Source organism: uncultured Oscillibacter sp., assembly GCF_950073225.1.
Lineage (GTDB): Bacteria > Bacillota > Clostridia > Oscillospirales > Oscillospiraceae > Oscillibacter.
The window spans coordinates 139,530-158,339 of sequence record NZ_CATMPS010000001.1; the positions used below are offsets into that span (position 1 = coordinate 139,530).

An 18,810-nucleotide genomic window follows, 5' to 3' on the forward strand; every position below is an offset into this window, starting at 1 on the left:
GAATTGTCAACCGTTTCCGGGGAGCGGGCGCGTCCATCTGGAGATTTTATCGCGGAGCGCCGGGCGCTTTCTTGCCAGGAACCGCCCTCACCGCCCCGGCAGGGGGAAGGCCCGCAGTATCACCCGGCCAAAGCACACCAGGCTCCGCCCGCCGGAGGAGGGCAGGACCACATCCGCGTCCGCCCTGGCCCGGTTCAGGGAGAAGAGGTACACAATTCCCGCCGGGTCCTTGTAGTACTGCTTGCAAAACACGTCCCCATCCACGCAGAAAATTCCCACGTCTCCCGCCTTCAAGGGGTCCCGGTTCACATAGGCCACAGACCCGTCGGCAATGTAGGGGGCCATGGAGTCTCCTTGAATCCGCACGGCGAACTCCGCCGCCGGGGGCACGTCCCCCGTGACAGGAATGTAATCAAAATCCTCCCCAAAGGCCGGGGCGGCGTACCCGGCGGCGGCAGGGGTCCGGTAGAGGGGAATCATCCGGGGCTCCGCCGCTCCAGGGGCCTTCTCCGCCTCGTCCCGGCAGGCGCACAGCGCCTCCACCATGGTCCGCACCGTCTCCCGCCCCAAAGCGGACAGCCCCCGGTATCCTTCCAGCAGCCTCTGTTCCTTCGGGTCCAAGGCCCGCTTGTTGTACTGAAAGCTGTCTTGAAACAAGGTGTTCGGGTCCACCTCCAGGGAGTCAAAGAGCCGCAGCATAATCTCCTCCTTGGGAAAGCTGACCCCCGTTTCATAATTTCCTACGGCGGAAGGAGAGACCCCCAATAAAGCGGCCAGCTCCACCCGGGTCATATCCAATTCCCCCCGCCGGGCCCGCATCCTCTCGCCAAACGACATCCCCGCACCTCCCCTTTTACTTCTCTCATCTTACCAGCGCGTGAAAGCCCTGTCAATCTTTTTTACAAGAATCTTGTAAAATCCCCCTTGACATAATCGAACATATGTGCTATTTTAAAGTCACCGCCAAGTTTCTTGTAATTCCACCGCCCCGTATCCCCTCGTCTCCCGTCCCCCGTAAAAAACCTCAACCGCGGACCCAGCAGCGCGGTCCGCGGTTGAAGGCGAAGAAATTCCCGCCACAGTGCAGTTTTCGGCGAAGCCGGAAACGGAACGGCGGCGGGAATTTCTGAGTTGGTGGGGGAAGGTGGATTCGAACCACCGAAGTCAGTGACAACAGATTTACAGTCTGCCCCATTTGACCGCTCTGGAATTCCCCCAGATATCATGATGAACTTGTGGAGCTGGTGGACGGACTCGAACCCCCGGCCTGCTGATTACAAATCAGCTGCTCTACCAACTGAGCTACACCAGCAGTTCCAACAGCATTGCCTATTCTAGCAGACCGTTTCCCATTTGTCAACAAAAATTTTTCCTATTTTCACGGTTTTTTCGAAGGAGAGGATTTACATGTTAAAAACCAGCCGCCGCCCCGGGACGCGGGCCCTGCGCTGCACCCTGTGCGGCCGGGAAATTCTCCGGGGCGAGGAGTATTGGGCCTGCAACGGGCACCTTTCCTGCGGGGAGTGCTTTTCGGACCTGGCCCGGCGGGAACTGGCCCCCTGCCGGGAGGTCCGGGGAAGGGAGGAGCGGCCATGACCCTTTTGGAAATGTCGGCCTCCTACCGCAGCAGCGCCGCCGCCATCCACGGGCGCATCGTGGAGCTGCGGGGGCTGGAGCGGGCCCAGGCGGACCCGGAGGCGGCCTTCCGCCTCCGCCGCCGCATCGACGAGCTGACCCCCCTCTGGCGGGAGGCCCGGGAGCTGGCGGCGCTGACCGCCCATTACTATGACAGGAGCCATCAAAACCATGAGAACTGCACGCTATGAAGGGCCCTTTGACACCAGGGCCAGCGAGTGGATCGGGGATCTGACGGTCTGGAACCGCCAGAACGCCGCCGACAACTCCGAGCGCCTGGAGCGCCTCCGGCGGAATCTCCGCCAGGCCCGGGAGCGGGAGCTGACCCCCCGCCAGCGCCAGCTGGTGGACCTCTACTTCGACCAGGGGATGAACATCCCCCAAATCGCCCGGGAGCTGGGGCTGAACCGCTCCACCGTCTCCCGGACCCTCCGGCGGGCCAAGGCCCGGCTCTACCGGTGCCTGCGCTATTCTTTGTAGACTTTTCACGGGAAAACCCAGGATTTTCCTGCCGTTTCGTCCATTTTGTCCCGCTTTTCCTCTTGCGGTTTTGCCTTGAAGCGGATATAATCAAAGCCAGTGCTCATAAGGAAACAACTTAAACTGCCCTCCCCCGAAACGGCGGGACGGGCGAGGCCGCCGGGCCGGGAGGAACGACATGAAGGACATGATGTACAATTCCCTGCACAACCGATGGCTGCGGCTGGTGGCCGCCATGCTGGGGGAGGGCGTGGTAGCCCTGGCCCTCCGCTTATTCATCGTGCCGCTGGGCCTGTACTCCGGCGGGCTGATGGGCTTTTGCCAGCTGATCCGCACCCTGCTCCACAACACCCTGGGCCTGGAGGCGGACATCGCCGGCGTCCTCTATTTTATCAGCAACATCCCCATCCTGCTGCTGGGCTGGAAGACCCTGGGGCCCCGGATGACCTTCAAGACCATCGCCTGCACGGTGTCCTTTTCCTTCTTCTACAGCATCATCCCCTCGCCGTCGCTCCCCATTGTGGACGACTACCTCACCTCCTGCCTGCTGGGGGGCATCATCGTGGGCATCGCCAGCGGCATCGTGCTGACCTGCGGCGGCAGCGGCGGCGGGCTGGACATCGTGGGCCTCTGCCTGAGCAAGCGGGGCAGCCGCTTCACCGTGGGGAAATTCTCCCTGACGGTCAACTTCTTCCTCTACGCCGCCTGCCTGGTTCTCTTTGTGCCGGAGGTGGCCATCTACTCCGTTATCTACAACTTCTTCTCCGCCATGGTGCTGGACCGGATGCACCAGCAGAACGTGAACGTCCAGGCCATGATTTTCACCAAGGAGGACGAGAAGGAGCTGGGCCGCTTCATCATTGAAAAGCTGGGCCGCAGCGTCACCTATTGGGAGGGCACCGGGGCTTACAGCGGGAAGGGGCTCCATGTGCTGGTGGTGTGCCTGTCCAAGTTCGAGATTGAGGATCTGCTCCACGCGGTCCACGAGCGGGACGACCACGCCTTCGTCACCGTCCAGGAGCGGGTCCGGGTCTTCGGGAACTTTGTGCGGAAGCTGGAGTGACCGGGGGAGAGGCGTTTGATCGGTACCATACCGTTAAAAGAGAGGGCCGCCCTGGGGCGGCCCTCTCTTTTAACGGTCCTTTCTTTTTTGGGTGCAATTTATATTCTGTACTCCTTGACAAACAAAAACCTTGTTGTATAATGTAACGATTTAGTTCACGCTAAATGGTCGGGTCGGGAAAATAAAATATAGGGGGATATTATATGCACGACTTTAAATATGCTACCAGAAAAGAACGCGCCCCAGTCAAAAACGACCTGATTGCTATTATAAAAAGGACTCAAAATTTACTTCGGGATGATTTGACTTTTCGCTTTGATTTCGTGGGAAGTGATAGGCGTAATATGGTGACTTACGCCCCGCAAACAAATATTGGCTATGATTTTGATATTAATTTGGAGGTCAACGACGATGATTGCAATTATACTCCGGAAAAAATCAAATTCAAAATTATACAGGCGTTAAATAAGGCAGCCCATAAGTATGGATACGATTACGCTGAAGACTCGACCCGTGTTATCACCATCAAATTCAAGGACAGAAAAAACTCACGTATTCTTCACAGCTGCGATTTTGCCATTGTAAATAACTATACAGATGAAGAGGGCCATAAACGGCAAGAATATATTCGTTTCAATAAAAGGCAGAACAGTTACACTTGGAAGGAACAGCCTGGTGGATACTATATGCTTTGCGAAAAAGAACAGTGGATAAAAGATAATGGACATCACAATGAATTAAGAAAACTGTACTTAGACAAGAAGAACAAGAACAGCGATTATAATAAACATTCACGATCCCTTTATGCTGAAGCTGTACATGAGATTTGCCAAAGATATGGCTTCAATGATTAGGCCTTGTTTGAAAATTGGCGGAATGCCGGATTGGGGCAGATTTTTTTGCCAGGCAAGGCGATTTGACGCGGGAATCCTGACGGATTTCAAGTCAAATCAACGCAGTCCTGGCGGAAAAAGGTGCCCAAAGACGGCGTTTTGCCATTTTTCAAACAAGGCCTAACTTTGCCGTTGGTTTGAGGATGATAATATCCTCTTAACCACAGAACCTACCACAGACGTGACCGGAACACATGGAAAACACCTCGTTAAAGAGGCTTGCAGATGAAGTGAACTCCAACGGAAACGGCTAAAAAGAGCAGAAACAAGCCGAAAAAGTTTTCTGAACCTTTTCGCATCGCAGAGGCCGGGGGGCAATCCCCTTCGAGTCCACCATGAAAAAGTCTGCAGCCGCAATGGCTGCAGACTTTTTTCTTGTCCTCCGGCGGGCGGTTTTCCTAATTCCCAATTTAGGGGGGGATTTTTTTGCCCCGCCCGGTTGACAAAGCGGCGGTTTTCCGATATCATATCTTTTTGAATAAATGGAGAGGAGAGCGTCTATGCGTCTGCTGCTGACCGGCGGGTCCGTCTTTTGCGGCGGGGGCTTCCAGCCCCTGGATATTGCCGTTTCCGAAGGGCGTATTGTTTCCGTTTCCCCCCGTCTTTCCCGGGACGGCGCTGCCGTCATTGAATTGAATCACCATTTCATCGTTCCAGGTTTCGTAGATGTTCACGTTCATCTTCGGGAGCCTGGATTTTCTTATAAGGAGACCATCGCCTCCGGCACGGCGGCGGCGGCGGCGGGAGGGTATACCGCCCTCTGCTCCATGCCAAACCTGAACCCCGTGCCCGACAGCCCGGACCGCCTCCAAGTGGAGCTGGAAGCCATCCGGCGGGACGCCCGGGTCCATGTCTATCCCTACGGGGCCATCACCCAGGGGGAGAAGGGGGAGGCTCTGGCGGATATGGGGGCCCTGGCCCCTTCTGTTCCCGGCTTCTCCGACGACGGCCGGGGCGTCCAGTCCCGGGAGATGATGCGGCGGGCCATGCTGCTGGCAAAAAAGCTGGACCGGCCTATCGTGGCCCACTGTGAGGACGAGTCCCTGCTGGACAAAGGCTGGTGCGTCCACGACGGGGAGTTTGCCAAACGGCACGGCCTCCCGGGCAACGACCCCGCCAGCGAGTGGCGGCAGGTGGAGCGGGATATCCAGCTGGTCCGGGAAACGGGATGCCGCTACCACGTTTGCCACATCTCCACAAAAGAAAGCGTGACCCTCGTCCGGGCCGCCAAGGCCCAGGGCCTCCCCGTCACCTGCGAGACCGGGCCCCACTACCTCTGTCTCTGCGACGGGGACCTGGAGGACGACGGGCGGTTTAAAATGAATCCCCCCATCCGCTCCGCCGCGGACCGGGACGCGCTGGTGGAGGGCCTTTTGGACGGGACTGTGGACTGCGTCGCCACGGACCACGCCCCCCACTCGGCGGAGGAAAAGGCCCGGGGCCTCCGGGGGAGCCTCAACGGTGTGGTGGGTCTGGAATGCGCCTTCCCGGTTCTCTACACGAAGCTGGTGAAAACGGGGAAGGTCCCCCTGGAAACCATCCTAAACGCCCTGTGCGTCAACCCCCGGAGGATATTCGGCCTGCCGGGCGGGACCATTGCGGAGGGCCAGCCCGCCGATTTGACGGTGCTGTCCTTCGACCACGCGGGCACGGTGGACCCGGCGGGCTTCCGCTCCCTGGGCCGGGCCACGCCCTTCGCGGGAAGACGGGTGGAGGCCGCCGTCTCCATGACCTTTGTGGGCGGGAACATCGTCTTCCCGGAGGGCTTGAAGCCCAGCCCCAGCGGGACCATCGGCATCATCCGGGGCTATGACCGCCAAGAAGGAGGGGAACCATGAAGAAATCCGTGTTTACCCTGGAGCGCGCCCGGCGGCTGGCCGGGGACGTGTGGGAGCTGGTCCTGGCAGGGGATACCTCCGCCGTCACCGCGCCGGGGCAGTTTGTGAATCTGGAGCTGCCGGGGAAGTTTCTCCGCCGCCCCATCTCCGTCTGCGACTGGGCGGAGGGGAGGCTGACCCTTTTGGTGAAGGAGGCGGGCGAGGGCACGAAGGAGCTGGTGCGCCTCCCCGCCGGGACAGCGCTGAGCACCCTCTCCGGCCTGGGGAACGGCTTTGACATCGCCGCCGTGCCGGAGGTCGCCGTCCTGGTGGGCGGGGGCATCGGCGCCGCCCCGCTCTATGGCCTGACGAAGCGGATGCTGGCGGCGGGGCGGGGCGTTCAGGTGGTCCTGGGCTTCCGCTCCAAGGAGGACGCCTTTTACTTAGAGGAGTTCGCCGCCCTGGGCGCGGAGGTGCTGGCCGTCTCGGAGGACGGGAGCCTGGGAGCCCGGGGCTTTGTCACGGACATGCTGAACGAACTCCCGGACTGCCGGTTTGTCTGCGCCTGCGGCCCCACGGCCATGTTAAAGGCCGTCCACGCCCTGCCCCAAATCACCGGCGGGCAGTTCAGCTTCGAGGCCCGGATGGCCTGCGGCTTCGGGGCCTGCGTGGGCTGCACCATTCAGACAAAGAAGGGCCTGCGCCGGGTGTGCAAGGACGGGCCCATATTCCACAAGGAGGACATTGTATGGCAGACCTCTCCGTAACCCTGGCGGGGGTGACCCTGAAAAATCCCATCATTCCCGCCTCGGGGACCTTCGGCTATGGCCGGGAGTTCGCGGATGCTTATGACCTGGATCTCCTGGGCTCCTTCTCCTGGAAGGGCACCACCCGGGACCCCCGGCCCGGCAACCTCCAGCCCCGGATCGCGGAAACCGCCGCCGGGATGCTGAACGCCGTGGGCCTCCAGAACCCAGGGCTCGAGGCGGTCCTCCGGGAGGAGGTCCCCAACATCGCCCGGATTTTCCACGGCCCGGTCATCGCCAACGTCTGCGGCTTCTCCCTGGAGGAGTACGCGGAGAACTGCCGGGCGCTGGAGGAGGCGGAGCCGGTGAAGATCCTGGAGGTCAACATCTCCTGCCCCAACGTCCACGCCGGGGGGAGGAACTTCGGCTCGGACCCCCACAGCGCCGCCGCCGTGACAAGGGCCGTCCGGGCGGCCACAAAGAAACCCGTTTTCATGAAGCTCAGCCCCAATGTGACGGACATCGCGGAGATCGCCCGGGCCTGTGAGGCGGAGGGGGCCGACGGGCTGTGCCTGATCAACACGCTTTTGGGGATGCGGATTGATTTGAACACCAAGCGCCCCCTGCTTCAAAACCGCACCGGGGGCCTCTCCGGCCCCGCCGTATTCCCGGTGGCCCTGCGGATGGTGTGGGATGTGTACGAGGCGGTGAAGCTCCCCCTCATCGGCTGCGGCGGCGTAAGCTCCGCGGAGGACGCCGCCGAGATGATGCTGGCGGGAGCCTCCGCCGTGGAGGTGGGGGCGGCGAACCTGCGGGACCCCTGGGCCTGCAAAACAATCATCGAGAACCTGCCCGGCGTGTGCCAGCGCCTGGGCGTGAACCATATTTCTGATTTAACAGGAGGAGCGCACCATGGCTAAAGACGTAATCATCGCCCTGGACTTCCCCGCCCGGGAGGAGACCCTGGCATTCTTAGACCGCTTCCCCGCCGGGGAGGACAAGCCCTTTGTGAAAATCGGCATGGAGCTGTACTACGCCGAGGGGCCGTCCATCGTGCGGGAAATCAAGGCCCGGGGACACAGAATTTTCCTGGACCTGAAGCTCCACGACATCCCCAACACGGTCAAGCGGGCCATGGCGGTCCTCTCCGGGCTGGACGCGGACATGGTGAACCTCCACGCCGCCGGGACCTCCGCCATGATGAAGGCCGCCCTGGAGGGACTGACCCGGCCCGACGGCACACGGCCCCTGCTCATCGCCGTCACCCAGCTCACCTCTACGGACGCCGCCGCCTTGAAAGGGGAGCTGCTGATTGAAGCCCCCATGGCGGAAACCGTTCTGGCCTACGCCAAAAACGCCGCCGCCAGCGGCCTGGACGGCGTGGTCTGCTCACCCCTGGAGGCGGCTTTGGTCAAGGAGCGCTGCGGGGAGAACTTCTGCACCGTCACCCCCGGCGTGCGCTTCGCCGGAGGGGACGCGGGGGACCAGAAGCGGGTGATGACCCCGGAACAGACGGCGAAAAACGGCTGTGACTATATCGTCATGGGCCGCCCCATCACCCAAGCGGCGGACCCGGTGGCGGCGTACCGCCGGGCGGTAAAGGAGTTCCTGGGATGAAGCCGGAGGACATTCTTCAATACTGCCTGGCAAATCTGGAGGGCACGGTCCGGACAGAAAGCTGGGGCGAGAGCGGCATATTCTACAACCCCGGCGGCGTTTTGAAGCGGGGCGTCTATGTGCTCACCGTCAAGGAGAAGGACGGGGCCAACGATGCCGCCTCCCGGCTGGACCGCCCCGGGGTCTACCGGGTAAACCTGGGCCTCCGGAAGGGGACGTATGCCCGTCTTTTCGGCGCCCTGCCCGCCCGTCCTCCCAAGGGGGGCGTGGCGTCCGTGGACGCGGATTTCTCCGCCCCGGACCGCCTTATCCCCCACCCGGTATACGCCTGGATGGGCTGGGCCGCCGTGCTGAACCCGTCGCCGGAGACCTTTGAGGCCATGAAGCCGCTGATTCAAGAAAGCTATGAATACGCAAGGGAAAAGTTCGCCAAACGCCGGCGCGGCGTTCCCGCCGGAATATGAGAAAGGAGTCCTGCACATGACCCGTGAACAGACCATTGCCCACGACCTTTTATCCATCGGCGCGGTGTTCCTCCGCCCCGGCGAGCCCTTTACCTGGGCCAGCGGCATCAAAAGCCCCATCTACTGCGACAACCGCCTGACCCTCACCGCCCCCGAGGTCCGCACCCATGTGGAGGAGGGGCTGGTGGACCTTATCTGCAAGCACTATCCCGGTGTGGAGGTTCTCATGGGCACTTCTACGGCGGGCATCGCCCACGCCGCCATCGTGGGCCATCTCATGGGCCTGCCCATGGGCTATGTCCGTTCCAGCGGCAAAGACCACGGGCGGCAGAACCGCATTGAGGGGAAGCTGGAGCCCGGAGCGCGGGCAGTCGTGGTGGAGGACCTGATCTCCACCGCCGGAAGCTGCATCGACGTGGTGGAGGCCCTCCGGGAAGCCGGGGCCGAGGTGCTGGGCGTCGCGTCCATCTTCACCTACGGCCTTCAGAAGGGCCTGGACCGCCTGGCGGCGGCGAACGTGACCAACTACAGCCTCTCCAACTTCGACGCGGTGTGCGACATCGCCGCGGCGGAGGGGAAAATCCGGCCCGAGGACATCAAGCGTCTGAAAAAGTTCCGGGCGAACCCTTCCGACGAGAGCTGGAGAGACTGACTGAACCGGGGAAAGGAGCCTGTATGCCCAGAAACATCATTGACGTCACCGACCTCACCGTGGAGGAAATCGACCAGTTGATTTCCACGGCGGAGGACATCCTCGCAAACCCCGCCAAGTACCAGGACGCCTGCGCCCACAAGCAGCTGGCCACCCTCTTCTTCGAGCCCTCCACCCGGACCCGGCTCTCCTTTGAGTCCGCCATGCTGGCCCTGGGGGGCGGCGTGCTGGGCTTCTCCGAGGCCTCCTCCAGCTCCACGTCCAAGGGGGAGACTGTGGGGGACACCGTCCACACGGTGAGCTGCTACGCCGATATCATCGCCATGCGCCACCCGAAGGAGGGCGCGCCCTTCGCCGCCGCCCAGTTCAGCGAGGTCCCCATTATCAACGCCGGGGACGGCGGGCACAACCACCCCACCCAGACCCTGACGGACCTTCTGACCATCCACCGGGAGAAGGGGCGGCTGGACGGCTTTACCATCGGCTTTTGCGGGGACTTGAAATTCGGCCGGACGGTCCACTCCCTGGTGAACGCCCTGAGCCGCTATGAGAACGTCAAATTCGTCCTCATCTCCCCGGCGGAGCTGAAGCTGCCCCGCTATGTGAAGGAGGAGGCCCTGAAAAAGCGGGGCATCCCCTATAAGCAGACCGAAAGCCTGGAGGCCGTCATGCCGGACCTGGACATTCTCTACATGACCCGGGTCCAGCGGGAGCGCTTTTTCAACGAGGAGGACTACCTCCGTCTGAAGGACAGCTATATCCTCACCCCGGAAAAGCTGGAAACCGCCAAGGCGGACCTCTCCATCCTCCACCCCCTGCCCCGGGTGAACGAGATTTCCGTGGCGGTGGACAAGGACCCCCGGGCCGCCTACTGGAAGCAGGTGAAAAACGGGAAGTTCATCCGCATGGCCCTGATTTTGAAGCTGCTGGACATCCATGTCTAACGGAAAGGGGAGGACTCTATGAACATTGACAGCATCCAAAACGGCGTGGTCCTAGACCACATCCAGGCGGGCAAAAGCATGGACATCTACAAATACCTCCACCTGGACCAGCTGGACTGCTCCGTGGCCATCATCAAAAACGTCCGCAGCGGCCGGATGGGGAAAAAGGACATCATCAAAATCGACTCCCCCATGGACGTGGACGTGGACGTGCTGGGCTATATCGACGACAAAATCACCGTCAACATCATCCGGGACGGCGTCCGGACGGAGAAGCGCCGCCTCCAGCCCCCCAAGAAGCTGGTGAACATCATCCGGTGCAAGAACCCCCGGTGCATCACCGTGGCGGAGCCCCAGCTGGACGCCATTTTCCTCCTCAGCGACCCGGAGAGGCACGTCTACCGCTGCGCCTACTGCGACACCGCCAAGGGGAAGAAAAAGGGCGTTTGACCGGAGGGCGCGAGAGAAGAACATGGAAGCCTATGAACTGATCCGCTCCCGGCGCAAGACCCTGGCCCTGGAGGTCACGGCGGACGGGCGGCTGCTGGTCCGGGCGCCCCTGCGCTGCGCCCAGGGACGGATTGACGCCTTTGTAACGGCCCACGCCGCCTGGATTGAGCGGCACCTAAAGCTCCAGCGGGAAAAAGCCGCCCACCGCCCGCCCGCCCCCACGGCGGCGGAAATCGAGGTCTTGAAAGCCCGGGCCCGGGCGGAGCTGCCGGGAAAAATCGCCCGTTGGAGCGAAAAAATGGGCGTGGCCCCCACCGGCTTTAAAGTGACCGCGGCCCGGAAGCGCTATGGAAGCTGCTCGGCGAAAAACAGCCTGTGCTTTTCCTGCTTTTTGATGAACTGCCCGGAGGAGGCCGTGGAGCTGGTGGTGGTCCACGAGCTCTGCCACATCCGGGAGAAGAACCACGGGCCGGGGTTTTACGCCCTGCTGGAGCGGTATCTCCCGGACTGGCGGGAGCGGAAGAAGCTGCTCTCGATGAACTGAAATTCGAGATATGGAGGATGGATATGGAAAAGCGAAATCTCTTGGACCTGCTGAAAGGAAATCCCTACCCCGGGCGGGGCATCGTCCTGGGGAAGAGCGGGGACGGAAAACAGGCCGTGGCCGTGTACTTCATCATGGGCCGCAGCGAAAACTCCCGGAACCGGGTGTTTGTCCCCACGGAGGACGGCATCCGCACGGAGGCCCGCGACCCGTCCAAGATGACGGACCCCAGCCTCATCATCTACCACCCGGTCCGAAAGGCAGGCGGCGAGCTGATTGTCACCAACGGGGACCAGACGGACACGGTGCGGGATTATCTCCTGGAGGGCCGCACCTTTGCCGGGGCGCTGAAAAGCCGCGCCTTCGAGCCGGACGCGCCCAACTACACCCCCCGCATCTCCGGCCTTTTAAGCCCCGACGGCAGCTTTCAGCTCTCCATTTTGAAAAGCGCTGAGGGGAACCCGGACTGCTGCTGCCGGTACTTCTACCACTACGACGCGCCCCTTGCCGGGGAGGGCCGCTTCCTCCACACCTACCTGGGGGACGGGAATCCCCTGCCCTCCTTCGAGGGGGACCCGGAGCGGGTCGTTCTGGACGCCAAGACGCCGGAGGCCCTGGCGGAGCAGGTGTGGGAGGCTTTGAACCCGGAGAATAAGGTGTCCCTCTTCGTCCGGTTCGTGGATTTGGCGGACGGGAGCCACCGGGACGTGATTCGCAACCGCTACGAATAAAAAGAGGCTTCTGACCCGCGGCCTGCGGGCAGCCCTGGTTCTCTTCCACGGCTGTCAGGGGGGCGGAAGGCGCGAACCTATAGGAAAATCCCCGGAGTATGATACTCCGGGGATTTTTATTCCGGTTTCTGGTATTCCAGCAAATCCTCAATCCTGCAATCCAAGGCGTAGCAGACCTTCGCCAGAAAATTTAAGTCCACCAATTCAATCTGCTCTCCCCGATAATAGCGGGTAATCACATCATATTTAACGCCTGTCAATGTCTTAAGCTTATTTCGACTGATTTTTCGCTCATCCAGCACCTTGTCCAGCTTCACCACGATCCGGCCATATTCCTGCGTCTGATAGCGGATGATACTCTTCAGATCTTCCATGGCCCCTCACCTCGAATATAGTTTAACAGGGATACCCGCCCTTGACATTTCCCTTATTAAAGTATATCCTTATATCAGGGTAACCGATATTTGGAAAATCAGGAGGTGTCATTATGCCCGACTTTCAGAAAATGTATCTCATCGCGGCCGGCGCTATAGCGGACGCCCTGGATGAGCTGGACAAGCTGAACGCCGGCACGGCAAAAGAGCGTCTCAGAGAAGCCCTGTACCATGCGGAGGAAGTCTATATCTCCCAGGGAGAGGACGCCGGGTCCCCGGAACAATAGTCCCTCCGGCAGTTTCCGTTCCGCCTCCTGGCCGGGAGGCGGCTTTTTTTGCTTTCCCCCTTCCCCCCGGCGGCCAACTGCGGTATACTGTCCCTATCAAAAACCACCGGCCCTCTCCGGGCGGAACGGAGGAACCCATGGAACAGCTCTGCCTGAACCTGACCCGCGCCTTTCAAGAGGAGGCGTTTTTGCAAAAGCTGGCCCGCCCCCGGGCGGAGGCCCTGTTTGAGGACCTGGACTGGCCCGCCCTGCTGGCCCCCCTGGCGCCCATCCGGGAGCGGATTTCCTGTGAAAAGGCCCTGGGGGCCTTCCGCCCCGTTCTGGACGGCCTGGCCCCGGGGCCGGGGGAGGGCTGGGCCCTTTGCGCCTACCGGACGGCGGTCTCCCTTCTCTATCCCCAGGCGGACCCGGACCAAACCCCCGCCCAGCGGGACGGGGCCCTGTGCTTCCTTCAATTCCTGCGGACCCTCTTCGACGCGGAGCGGGAGGCCCTGCCCTTTGACTTCTGGCTGGACTTCGCCTTCTGCACAGAAGAGGAATTGAAATCCAGTGCCGTGGCGGCGGACTACCGCCAATTCCTCCGCCGCTGGCGGGAGGAGTATGTCTACGAGCTCCTCCGCCTGGGCCGGGAGGTGACCCCCTTCCGCACCTGCGAGCACATCGCCGGGGTCCACCATGTGTCCATGACGGTCTCCCGGGCCTTCAAGGCCGGGGGCGGGAAAATCGACCTGGGGCTCATCTCCGCCGCCGCCGCAGGCCACGACATCGGAAAGTTTGGCTGCAGGCCCGGGGAGCGGGTGCCCTACCTCCACTACTACTACACGGACCAGTGGTTTTCCTGGCGGGGCCTGGGGGCCCTGGGGCGCATTGCCGCAAACCACTCCGTCTGGGACCTGGAGCTGGAAAATCTGTCTTCCGAGTCGCTGGTTTTGGTCTACGCCGACTTCCGGGTGAAGCAGGAGCGCCTCCCCGGCGGCGGGGAGACGGCAAAGCTCTTCTCCCTGGCGGACGCCTTTGACGTGATCCTCTCCAAGCTGGACAACGTGGACGCCGCCAAACGGCGGCGGTATGAGTATGTATACGTGAAGCTCCGGGATTTCGAGAGCTATCTCCAAAGCTTCGGCGCGGACGTGACCCTGGAAACCGCCGGGGGCCCGCTCCTGCCCCGGAAGGACCCCTCCCTGATGGACGAGGACGAGGTGGTCCTGGGCCTGCGGCAAACGGCGGTGGACCACAACATCCGCCTCATGCACCGGCTGAGCCGGGAGCGGCTGTTCGTGGGCACCCTGGAGGCGGCGCGGGGCGAGAAGGACCCGGGACGCATCCGGGCCTATGTGTCCGTCTTCCGGGAGTACTTCACCTACTGGACCGTGGAGCAGAAGGAGCAGACCCTGGAATTCCTCTATGAGCTGCTGCTCCAGCCCGACGGGGACATCCGACGCCAGGCGGCGGGGCTGATGGGGCGGATTCTCTCCAAGTTCCTCTCCGGCTACCGCAAGGAGCTGCCCCAGGGCGCGGCCCCCAGCCCCCAGGAGGACCGGCCCTTTGAGCTTTGGGCGGAGTACCTGGAAAAGCTCATTCACCCGGACCGCCGCCTGACCCCCCGGCAGATCAGCATGATCCGCTACCAGGCCAAGACGGCGGCGGACGCCTTGCTGGGCGGCTGCTCGGACCGGGACTTCCCCCGCTTTTCCGAGCTTCTTTTCCGCCACTACCAAAACCCCGCCGCCGAAGACGCGGAAGGGGCCTTCGCCTTGATGAACACGGCGCTGAATCTTCCCATGGAGCGGATTTCCCCCCGGGACGCCGCCCATTTGGCGGACTACGCCGCCTGGTGGCTGGAAACCGGGGAGGCCCCCCAGAAGGCCGCCGCCATGCGCCTGAGCCGCCGGCTTCTGCCGGTGCTGGAGGAGGATTCCCCCCAGCGAAAGGCCGTGGCCCGGGCGGTGGAGGCGGCGGACTGCTCCGCCTCCGTCCCCCTGCTCTACCTCCAGTCCCGGCTGGGGAAGCTGCTGGGGCTGGACGTATCCGGCCTTCTGGCCCTGCTGGACCAGGGGGAGGCCGCGGGCGGCGTGTTCCTGGACAACCTGAAAACCGCCACGCCCTGGGTTTTGAAGGCCGTGGGCGTGGAGTACCTGCTGGACCAGGCCCGGCGGGGGGAGGGGGAAGCCGCCCTCCATATCGCCGCCCACTTCTCCAACCTCATGAAGGTCAGCGAAAACGTGGTGGTCCGGCGCCTTGCGGGCAGCGCCCTGCTGGACGTGGCCCCCATGCTGACGCCCCCACGGCGCAACGAGGTGGCCGTGGAGCTGTGCGAGGCCCTGGAAACCGGCCAGTCGGAGATCTCCCAGTACATTCCCCCGTACCTGGGTCAGTTCCTCCTGTGGCTCACCCCCCGGGAGCTGGACGAGATTTTGGGCGAGCTTCTCCGCTTCCTCTCCTCCTCCAGCGCCAGCGTGGCCGCCGGGGCCCTGGGGACCGTAGGGTCCCTGCTGGAGCACTACCGGGTTTACGCAAAGCGCTTCCACGAGCCGGAGGAGGCCCTGGAGCGCCGCCGCCGGACGCTGGCGGGCCTGCTTCTCAAGGGCCTGGCCTCCTGCATGGAGCCGGTGCGGCAGGAGGCCCTGCGGGTTTTGGGCGAGGGGCTGTTCGCCTCTCCCTTCCTGTGCTATCAGGACAAGACCGGCCTTTTCACCTTGGTTGCGAAAAAGCTCCTCTTCCTCATCGGCGAGCAGCCGGGGGGCGAGCTGACCTTCTTCCACACCGCCGCCGCCCTGTCCCACATTTACCGCTTCGCCGTGAGGCACCGCATTGAGAGCGGGCCCTTCCGCTTCGAGTGGCGGGACAAGGCCGCCGCCTTCTTCCCCGGCACCTTCGACCCCTTCTCCCTCTCCCACAAGGGCATCGTCACCGCCATCCGGGACCTGGGGATGGAGGTCTACCTGGCCGTGGACGAGTTTTCCTGGTCCAAAAAGGCCCAGCCCTCCCTTATCCGGCGGCAGATTGTCAGCATGTCCGTGGCGGACGAGTTCGATGTGTACCTCTTCCCCCACGACATTCCCGTGAATCTGGCCACGCCGGAGGACCTCCTCCGCCTGCGGCAGGTCTTCGCGGGCCGGGAGCTCTATCTGGTGGTGGGCTCCGACGTGGTGGCCAACGCCTCTTCCTATAAGGCCCCCCCCAGCGAGGGTTCCGTCCACTCCCTGAACCACATTGTCTTCCGCCGCTCCAGCGACGCGGAGGGCCGGGAGATCGAGGCGGACCTCTCCGCTATCCGCGGCCGGGTGGTCCAGCTCCAGCTGCCCACCCACCTGGAGGACATCAGCTCCACCCGCATCCGGGAGAACATCGACCTGGGCCGGGACGTGTCCAACCTGGTGGACCCCACGGTGCAGGACCTCATCTACCGGAACGGCCTCTACCTCCGGGAGCCCCAGTACAAGCAGCTGGTCCGGGCAAGCCTTCTGGACTTCGACCGCATCGCCTCCCCGGGCCCGGCGCTGTGGGCGGAGCTGGAGGAGGCCCTGGGCCCCCTGCCGCCCCCGGACCCCCGGGACAGCGTCTTCCTCCTCCGGGCCTCCGGGCCCCGGCCCCGGATTCTGGGCGTTCTCACCACCCGCATCCTCAACTCCGGGGAGCTGTACAACGCCTTTGGCAGCGAGGAGCTGGCCAACGTTGTCCGCACCCGGACGGCAGGGCGGCTTCAGCTTCTGACGGGCCTTTGGACCGTCAAGGCCCCCGGGGGGAACTACGACGCGGGCCAGCTCCTTTTGACGGAGGTGCTGACCCGCGCGGCGGAGGACGACTGCGGCTACGCCGTCTGGTGGGGCCGGTTAGACCCGGCGGGCCGGGAGATGCTTTGCCGCCAGGGCTTCGTCCCGGCGGACCTGGAAACGCCGGAGCCGCTGCTGCTGGTGGACATGCGGTCCCCGGCGGTGCTGGTGCAGAACATCTCCACGACGCTGAAAGAGCCCTTCGCCTCGGACCGGCAGGTGCTCTCGGCCATGGGGGCGGCCCACCTCCGTCTCCAGGAGGCGGTGTGCGGCCTCTACCCCGGAACGCTGGTGCTGTCCCTCAACGCCGAGGTCATCTACCACCGCCTGGTCCGAAAGCTGACGGAGGAGAACGGCGTCCCCGCCGATCCCCAGACCCCCCGGGTGCTGGGGCCTAAGATGTGCGTGCCCTTCGGCAAGATTCTCCGGGGCAACGCCGTGCCAAACACCGTGACGAAAACCATCCACACCGACAAGGTCTTCGCCCCGGATCTCCATTCCTTCTCCATTGCCCCCTTCCCGGGCTACGCCCCCCTGGAAAGCCAGATTCGGACCATCCATTCCTTCCGCCGCCCCGTCATGCTGGTGGACGATCTGCTCCACACCGGCAACCGCATGAACGTCCTGGACCCCCTCTTCCGGCGGGAGGAGCTGGACATTGACCGGTGCGTGGTGGGCCTCCTCTCCGGCCGGGGCCGGGATTTGATGGCCGCCCGTGGGCGGAAGGTGGACAGCGTCTACTTCGTCCCGGACCTCCGGGCCTGGTTTGTGGAGTCCACCATGTATCCCTTCATCGGCGGGGACGCCGTGGACAAGGGCATGGTTTCCGTCCCCGGGCTGACCCCGGCGGTGAACCTGATTCTGCCCTACGCCTTCCCCCGGTTCTACCGCAGCTGCGGCCGGGAGGCGGTATTCCGCTTCTCCCGGACCTGCATCGAAAACAGCCGGGAGATCCTGCTGGCCCTGGAACGGGCCTATCGGGAGCGCTTCTCCCGGAACCTGACCCTCTCCCGGCTCAGCGAGGCGGTGATCCTGCCCCTGAGCCCCGACAAGGGGGCCGCCCTGCGCTATGACCCCAACCTCTCCGCCTCCGTGTGCCTGGAAAGCGACCTGAGGCAACTGGACCGGATGCGGGAGCTTCTGAAATGACGGGAGATACTATGGGTATAACAGAACGTATTTTATACAAAACGGAACGTAATCCCGCCCTGGAGCCCGCCGCCTGGAGGGTGACGGACCCCCGGCAGCTCAGCGGGGAAGCGGCGGGCACCGCCCGTCTGGACCCCCGGCGGCTGGGGGAGGCCCCGGCCCTGACGGAAAAGCAGCGCGCCGCCCTGGCGGCGGGGCGGCTCACCGCCGTCAACGCGCTCCATCCCCGGCACGAGGCGGCCCTGGACTTCGTGACCCCCAGGCCCGGGAAGAAGCGGGTCCACCTCCTGGCCGTGGGGGATGTGGGGTCCGCCCTGCTCCTGGCCCTGAAGCTGCTGGGCGGGGACGTGATTTCCGCCGTTGGCATCTGCGACCTGAACGAAAACACCGTGGCTCGCTGGGTAACGGAAATGGGGCAAATCTCCTGGCCCTGGGACTATGAAGCCCTGCCGGAGGTGGAAGCCGTGGGGCCGGAGGGGCTCTTCGGCTGCGACGTGTTCCTCTTTGCCGCGGCCAAGGCCATCCCCCCTGTGGGCAGCGCCGTGGAGGATGTGCGCATGGCCCAGCTGGCGGCCAACCGCCCCCTGGCGGAGTCCTTCGCCCGGCAGGCCCGGGAGGCGGGCTTCCGGGGCCTCTTCATCGTCCTCAGCGACCCGGTGGACCCCCTGTGCCGGGCGGTGTGGCGGGCCTCCAACACCGGCCCCGGCGGAGAATTGGACCACCTGGGCCTCCTTCCCGAGCAGATCCAGGGCTTCGGCCTGGGGGTGATGAACGCCCGGGCGGCGTACTTTGCCAGGCGGGACCCCCGCTTCGCCTCCTTCCTCACCCAGGGCCGGACCTTCGGCCCCCACGGGCAGGGCCTCGTCGTCGCCAATTCTGTGGAGCGCTACGACGACGCATTATCCCGGGAGCTGACCCAGCTGACGCTGGAGGCCAATCTCCGCGTCCGTGACCTGGGCTTCAAGCCCTATGTGGCCCCCGCCGTGTCCTCCGGGGCCATGCAGCTTCTCCTGGCTCTGCGGGGGGAGTGGCATTGCTCCTCGGTGCCCCTGGGGGGCGTGTGGTTCGGGTGCCGGAACCGCTTCACGCCTTACGGCCTGGAGCTGGAAACCCTGGAGCTGCCGGACGCCCTGTTTGACCGCCTCAGGGAGACGGAGCGGGCCCTTCATGAAATTTCATGACGGCAGGAGG

General features: G+C 63.4%; 20 protein-coding genes and 2 tRNA genes. 18 read left to right on the forward strand and 4 right to left on the reverse strand.

Features of this window, described 5'->3' with window-relative positions:
* Positions 1-87 precede the first annotated feature (87 nt).
* From Q1M04_RS00660 to Q1M04_RS00670, 3 genes are all read right to left on the reverse strand, one after another.
* Positions 88-837 (reverse strand): LexA family transcriptional regulator, encoded by a 750-nt coding sequence (locus tag Q1M04_RS00660; RefSeq protein WP_297996593.1) that lies wholly within the window; start codon positions 835-837, stop codon positions 88-90.
* A 295-nt stretch (positions 838-1,132) separates the two neighbouring features.
* Positions 1,133-1,217, reverse strand: a tRNA-Tyr gene (locus Q1M04_RS00665).
* Between the two features lie 19 nt (positions 1,218-1,236).
* Positions 1,237-1,312: transfer RNA gene (locus Q1M04_RS00670), tRNA-Thr, on the reverse strand.
* Between the two features lie 95 nt (positions 1,313-1,407).
* Between Q1M04_RS00670 and Q1M04_RS00675 the strand changes: the two genes are divergently transcribed.
* The 15 genes from Q1M04_RS00675 to Q1M04_RS00745 all read left to right on the forward strand — a co-directional run bounded on the left by Q1M04_RS00675 (position 1,408) and on the right by Q1M04_RS00745 (position 12,036).
* Entirely contained in the window at positions 1,408-1,596 is a 189-nt protein-coding gene (locus Q1M04_RS00675) for a hypothetical protein (RefSeq protein ID WP_297996591.1), read from the forward strand.
* Entirely contained in the window at positions 1,593-1,826 is a 234-nt protein-coding gene (locus tag Q1M04_RS00680) for a hypothetical protein (protein WP_295759184.1), read from the forward strand. The genes Q1M04_RS00675 and Q1M04_RS00680 overlap by 4 nt, the downstream gene beginning before the upstream one ends.
* Positions 1,807-2,115: a sigma-70 family RNA polymerase sigma factor gene (locus tag Q1M04_RS00685; protein ID WP_295759182.1), complete on the forward strand. Its 309-nt coding sequence runs from the start codon at positions 1,807-1,809 to the stop codon at positions 2,113-2,115. Before Q1M04_RS00680 ends, Q1M04_RS00685 begins: the two co-directional genes overlap by 20 nt.
* Before the next feature lie 178 nt (positions 2,116-2,293).
* Complete coding sequence (locus tag Q1M04_RS00690) at positions 2,294-3,178, forward strand: YitT family protein (RefSeq protein ID WP_297996589.1); 885 nt, start codon at positions 2,294-2,296, stop codon at positions 3,176-3,178.
* A gap of 203 nt (positions 3,179-3,381) precedes the next feature.
* Positions 3,382-4,032, forward strand: coding sequence for a hypothetical protein (locus Q1M04_RS00695; protein ID WP_297996587.1), 651 nt, complete (start codon positions 3,382-3,384; stop codon positions 4,030-4,032).
* A gap of 539 nt (positions 4,033-4,571) precedes the next feature.
* Positions 4,572-5,909 (forward strand): dihydroorotase, encoded by a 1,338-nt coding sequence (locus Q1M04_RS00700; RefSeq protein ID WP_297996585.1) that lies wholly within the window; start codon positions 4,572-4,574, stop codon positions 5,907-5,909.
* Positions 5,906-6,655, forward strand: coding sequence for a dihydroorotate dehydrogenase electron transfer subunit (locus Q1M04_RS00705; protein WP_297996583.1), 750 nt, complete (start codon positions 5,906-5,908; stop codon positions 6,653-6,655). Before Q1M04_RS00700 ends, Q1M04_RS00705 begins: the two co-directional genes overlap by 4 nt.
* Positions 6,637-7,554, forward strand: coding sequence for a dihydroorotate dehydrogenase (locus tag Q1M04_RS00710; RefSeq protein ID WP_297996581.1), 918 nt, complete (start codon positions 6,637-6,639; stop codon positions 7,552-7,554). Before Q1M04_RS00705 ends, Q1M04_RS00710 begins: the two co-directional genes overlap by 19 nt.
* Entirely contained in the window at positions 7,547-8,251 is a 705-nt protein-coding gene (pyrF, locus tag Q1M04_RS00715; RefSeq protein ID WP_297996579.1) for an orotidine-5'-phosphate decarboxylase, read from the forward strand. The genes Q1M04_RS00710 and pyrF overlap by 8 nt, the downstream gene beginning before the upstream one ends.
* Positions 8,248-8,715: a DUF6194 family protein gene (locus Q1M04_RS00720; protein WP_204789580.1), complete on the forward strand. Its 468-nt coding sequence runs from the start codon at positions 8,248-8,250 to the stop codon at positions 8,713-8,715. The genes pyrF and Q1M04_RS00720 overlap by 4 nt, the downstream gene beginning before the upstream one ends.
* A 16-nt stretch (positions 8,716-8,731) precedes the next feature.
* Positions 8,732-9,367: an orotate phosphoribosyltransferase gene (gene pyrE, locus Q1M04_RS00725; RefSeq protein ID WP_297996577.1), complete on the forward strand. Its 636-nt coding sequence runs from the start codon at positions 8,732-8,734 to the stop codon at positions 9,365-9,367.
* Positions 9,368-9,390: 23 nt separating this feature from the next.
* Complete coding sequence (pyrB, locus tag Q1M04_RS00730) at positions 9,391-10,311, forward strand: aspartate carbamoyltransferase (RefSeq protein WP_295757200.1); 921 nt, start codon at positions 9,391-9,393, stop codon at positions 10,309-10,311.
* Positions 10,312-10,329: 18 nt separating this feature from the next.
* Entirely contained in the window at positions 10,330-10,761 is a 432-nt protein-coding gene (locus Q1M04_RS00735) for an aspartate carbamoyltransferase regulatory subunit (RefSeq protein WP_293280517.1), read from the forward strand.
* A gap of 22 nt (positions 10,762-10,783) precedes the next feature.
* Positions 10,784-11,305, forward strand: a complete 522-nt coding sequence (locus tag Q1M04_RS00740; RefSeq protein WP_297996574.1) for a M48 family metallopeptidase — start codon at positions 10,784-10,786, stop codon at positions 11,303-11,305.
* 23 nt (positions 11,306-11,328) lie between these two features.
* The gene (locus Q1M04_RS00745; RefSeq protein ID WP_297996572.1) at positions 11,329-12,036 is read left to right on the forward strand and encodes an IMP cyclohydrolase; all 708 of its coding nucleotides are present in this window, start codon (positions 11,329-11,331) and stop codon (positions 12,034-12,036) included.
* A 116-nt stretch (positions 12,037-12,152) separates the two neighbouring features.
* Here the strand turns inward: Q1M04_RS00745 and Q1M04_RS00750 are convergent, their stop codons facing one another.
* On the reverse strand, positions 12,153-12,410 hold the full coding sequence (locus Q1M04_RS00750) for a helix-turn-helix transcriptional regulator (RefSeq protein ID WP_297996571.1): 258 nt from the start codon (positions 12,408-12,410) through the stop codon (positions 12,153-12,155).
* A 113-nt stretch (positions 12,411-12,523) separates the two neighbouring features.
* Between Q1M04_RS00750 and Q1M04_RS00755 the strand changes: the two genes are divergently transcribed.
* The 3 genes from Q1M04_RS00755 to Q1M04_RS00765 all read left to right on the forward strand — a co-directional run bounded on the left by Q1M04_RS00755 (position 12,524) and on the right by Q1M04_RS00765 (position 18,800).
* Positions 12,524-12,697 (forward strand): hypothetical protein, encoded by a 174-nt coding sequence (locus tag Q1M04_RS00755; protein ID WP_295757204.1) that lies wholly within the window; start codon positions 12,524-12,526, stop codon positions 12,695-12,697.
* A 137-nt stretch (positions 12,698-12,834) separates the two neighbouring features.
* The gene (locus Q1M04_RS00760) at positions 12,835-17,619 is read left to right on the forward strand and encodes a nicotinate-nicotinamide nucleotide adenylyltransferase (RefSeq protein ID WP_297996569.1); all 4,785 of its coding nucleotides are present in this window, start codon (positions 12,835-12,837) and stop codon (positions 17,617-17,619) included.
* Positions 17,616-18,800 carry a lactate dehydrogenase gene (locus Q1M04_RS00765; RefSeq protein ID WP_300346178.1) on the forward strand — a complete coding sequence of 395 codons (1,185 nt, stop codon included), beginning with the start codon at positions 17,616-17,618 and terminating at the stop codon, positions 18,798-18,800. Before Q1M04_RS00760 ends, Q1M04_RS00765 begins: the two co-directional genes overlap by 4 nt.
* Positions 18,801-18,810 lie beyond the last annotated feature (10 nt).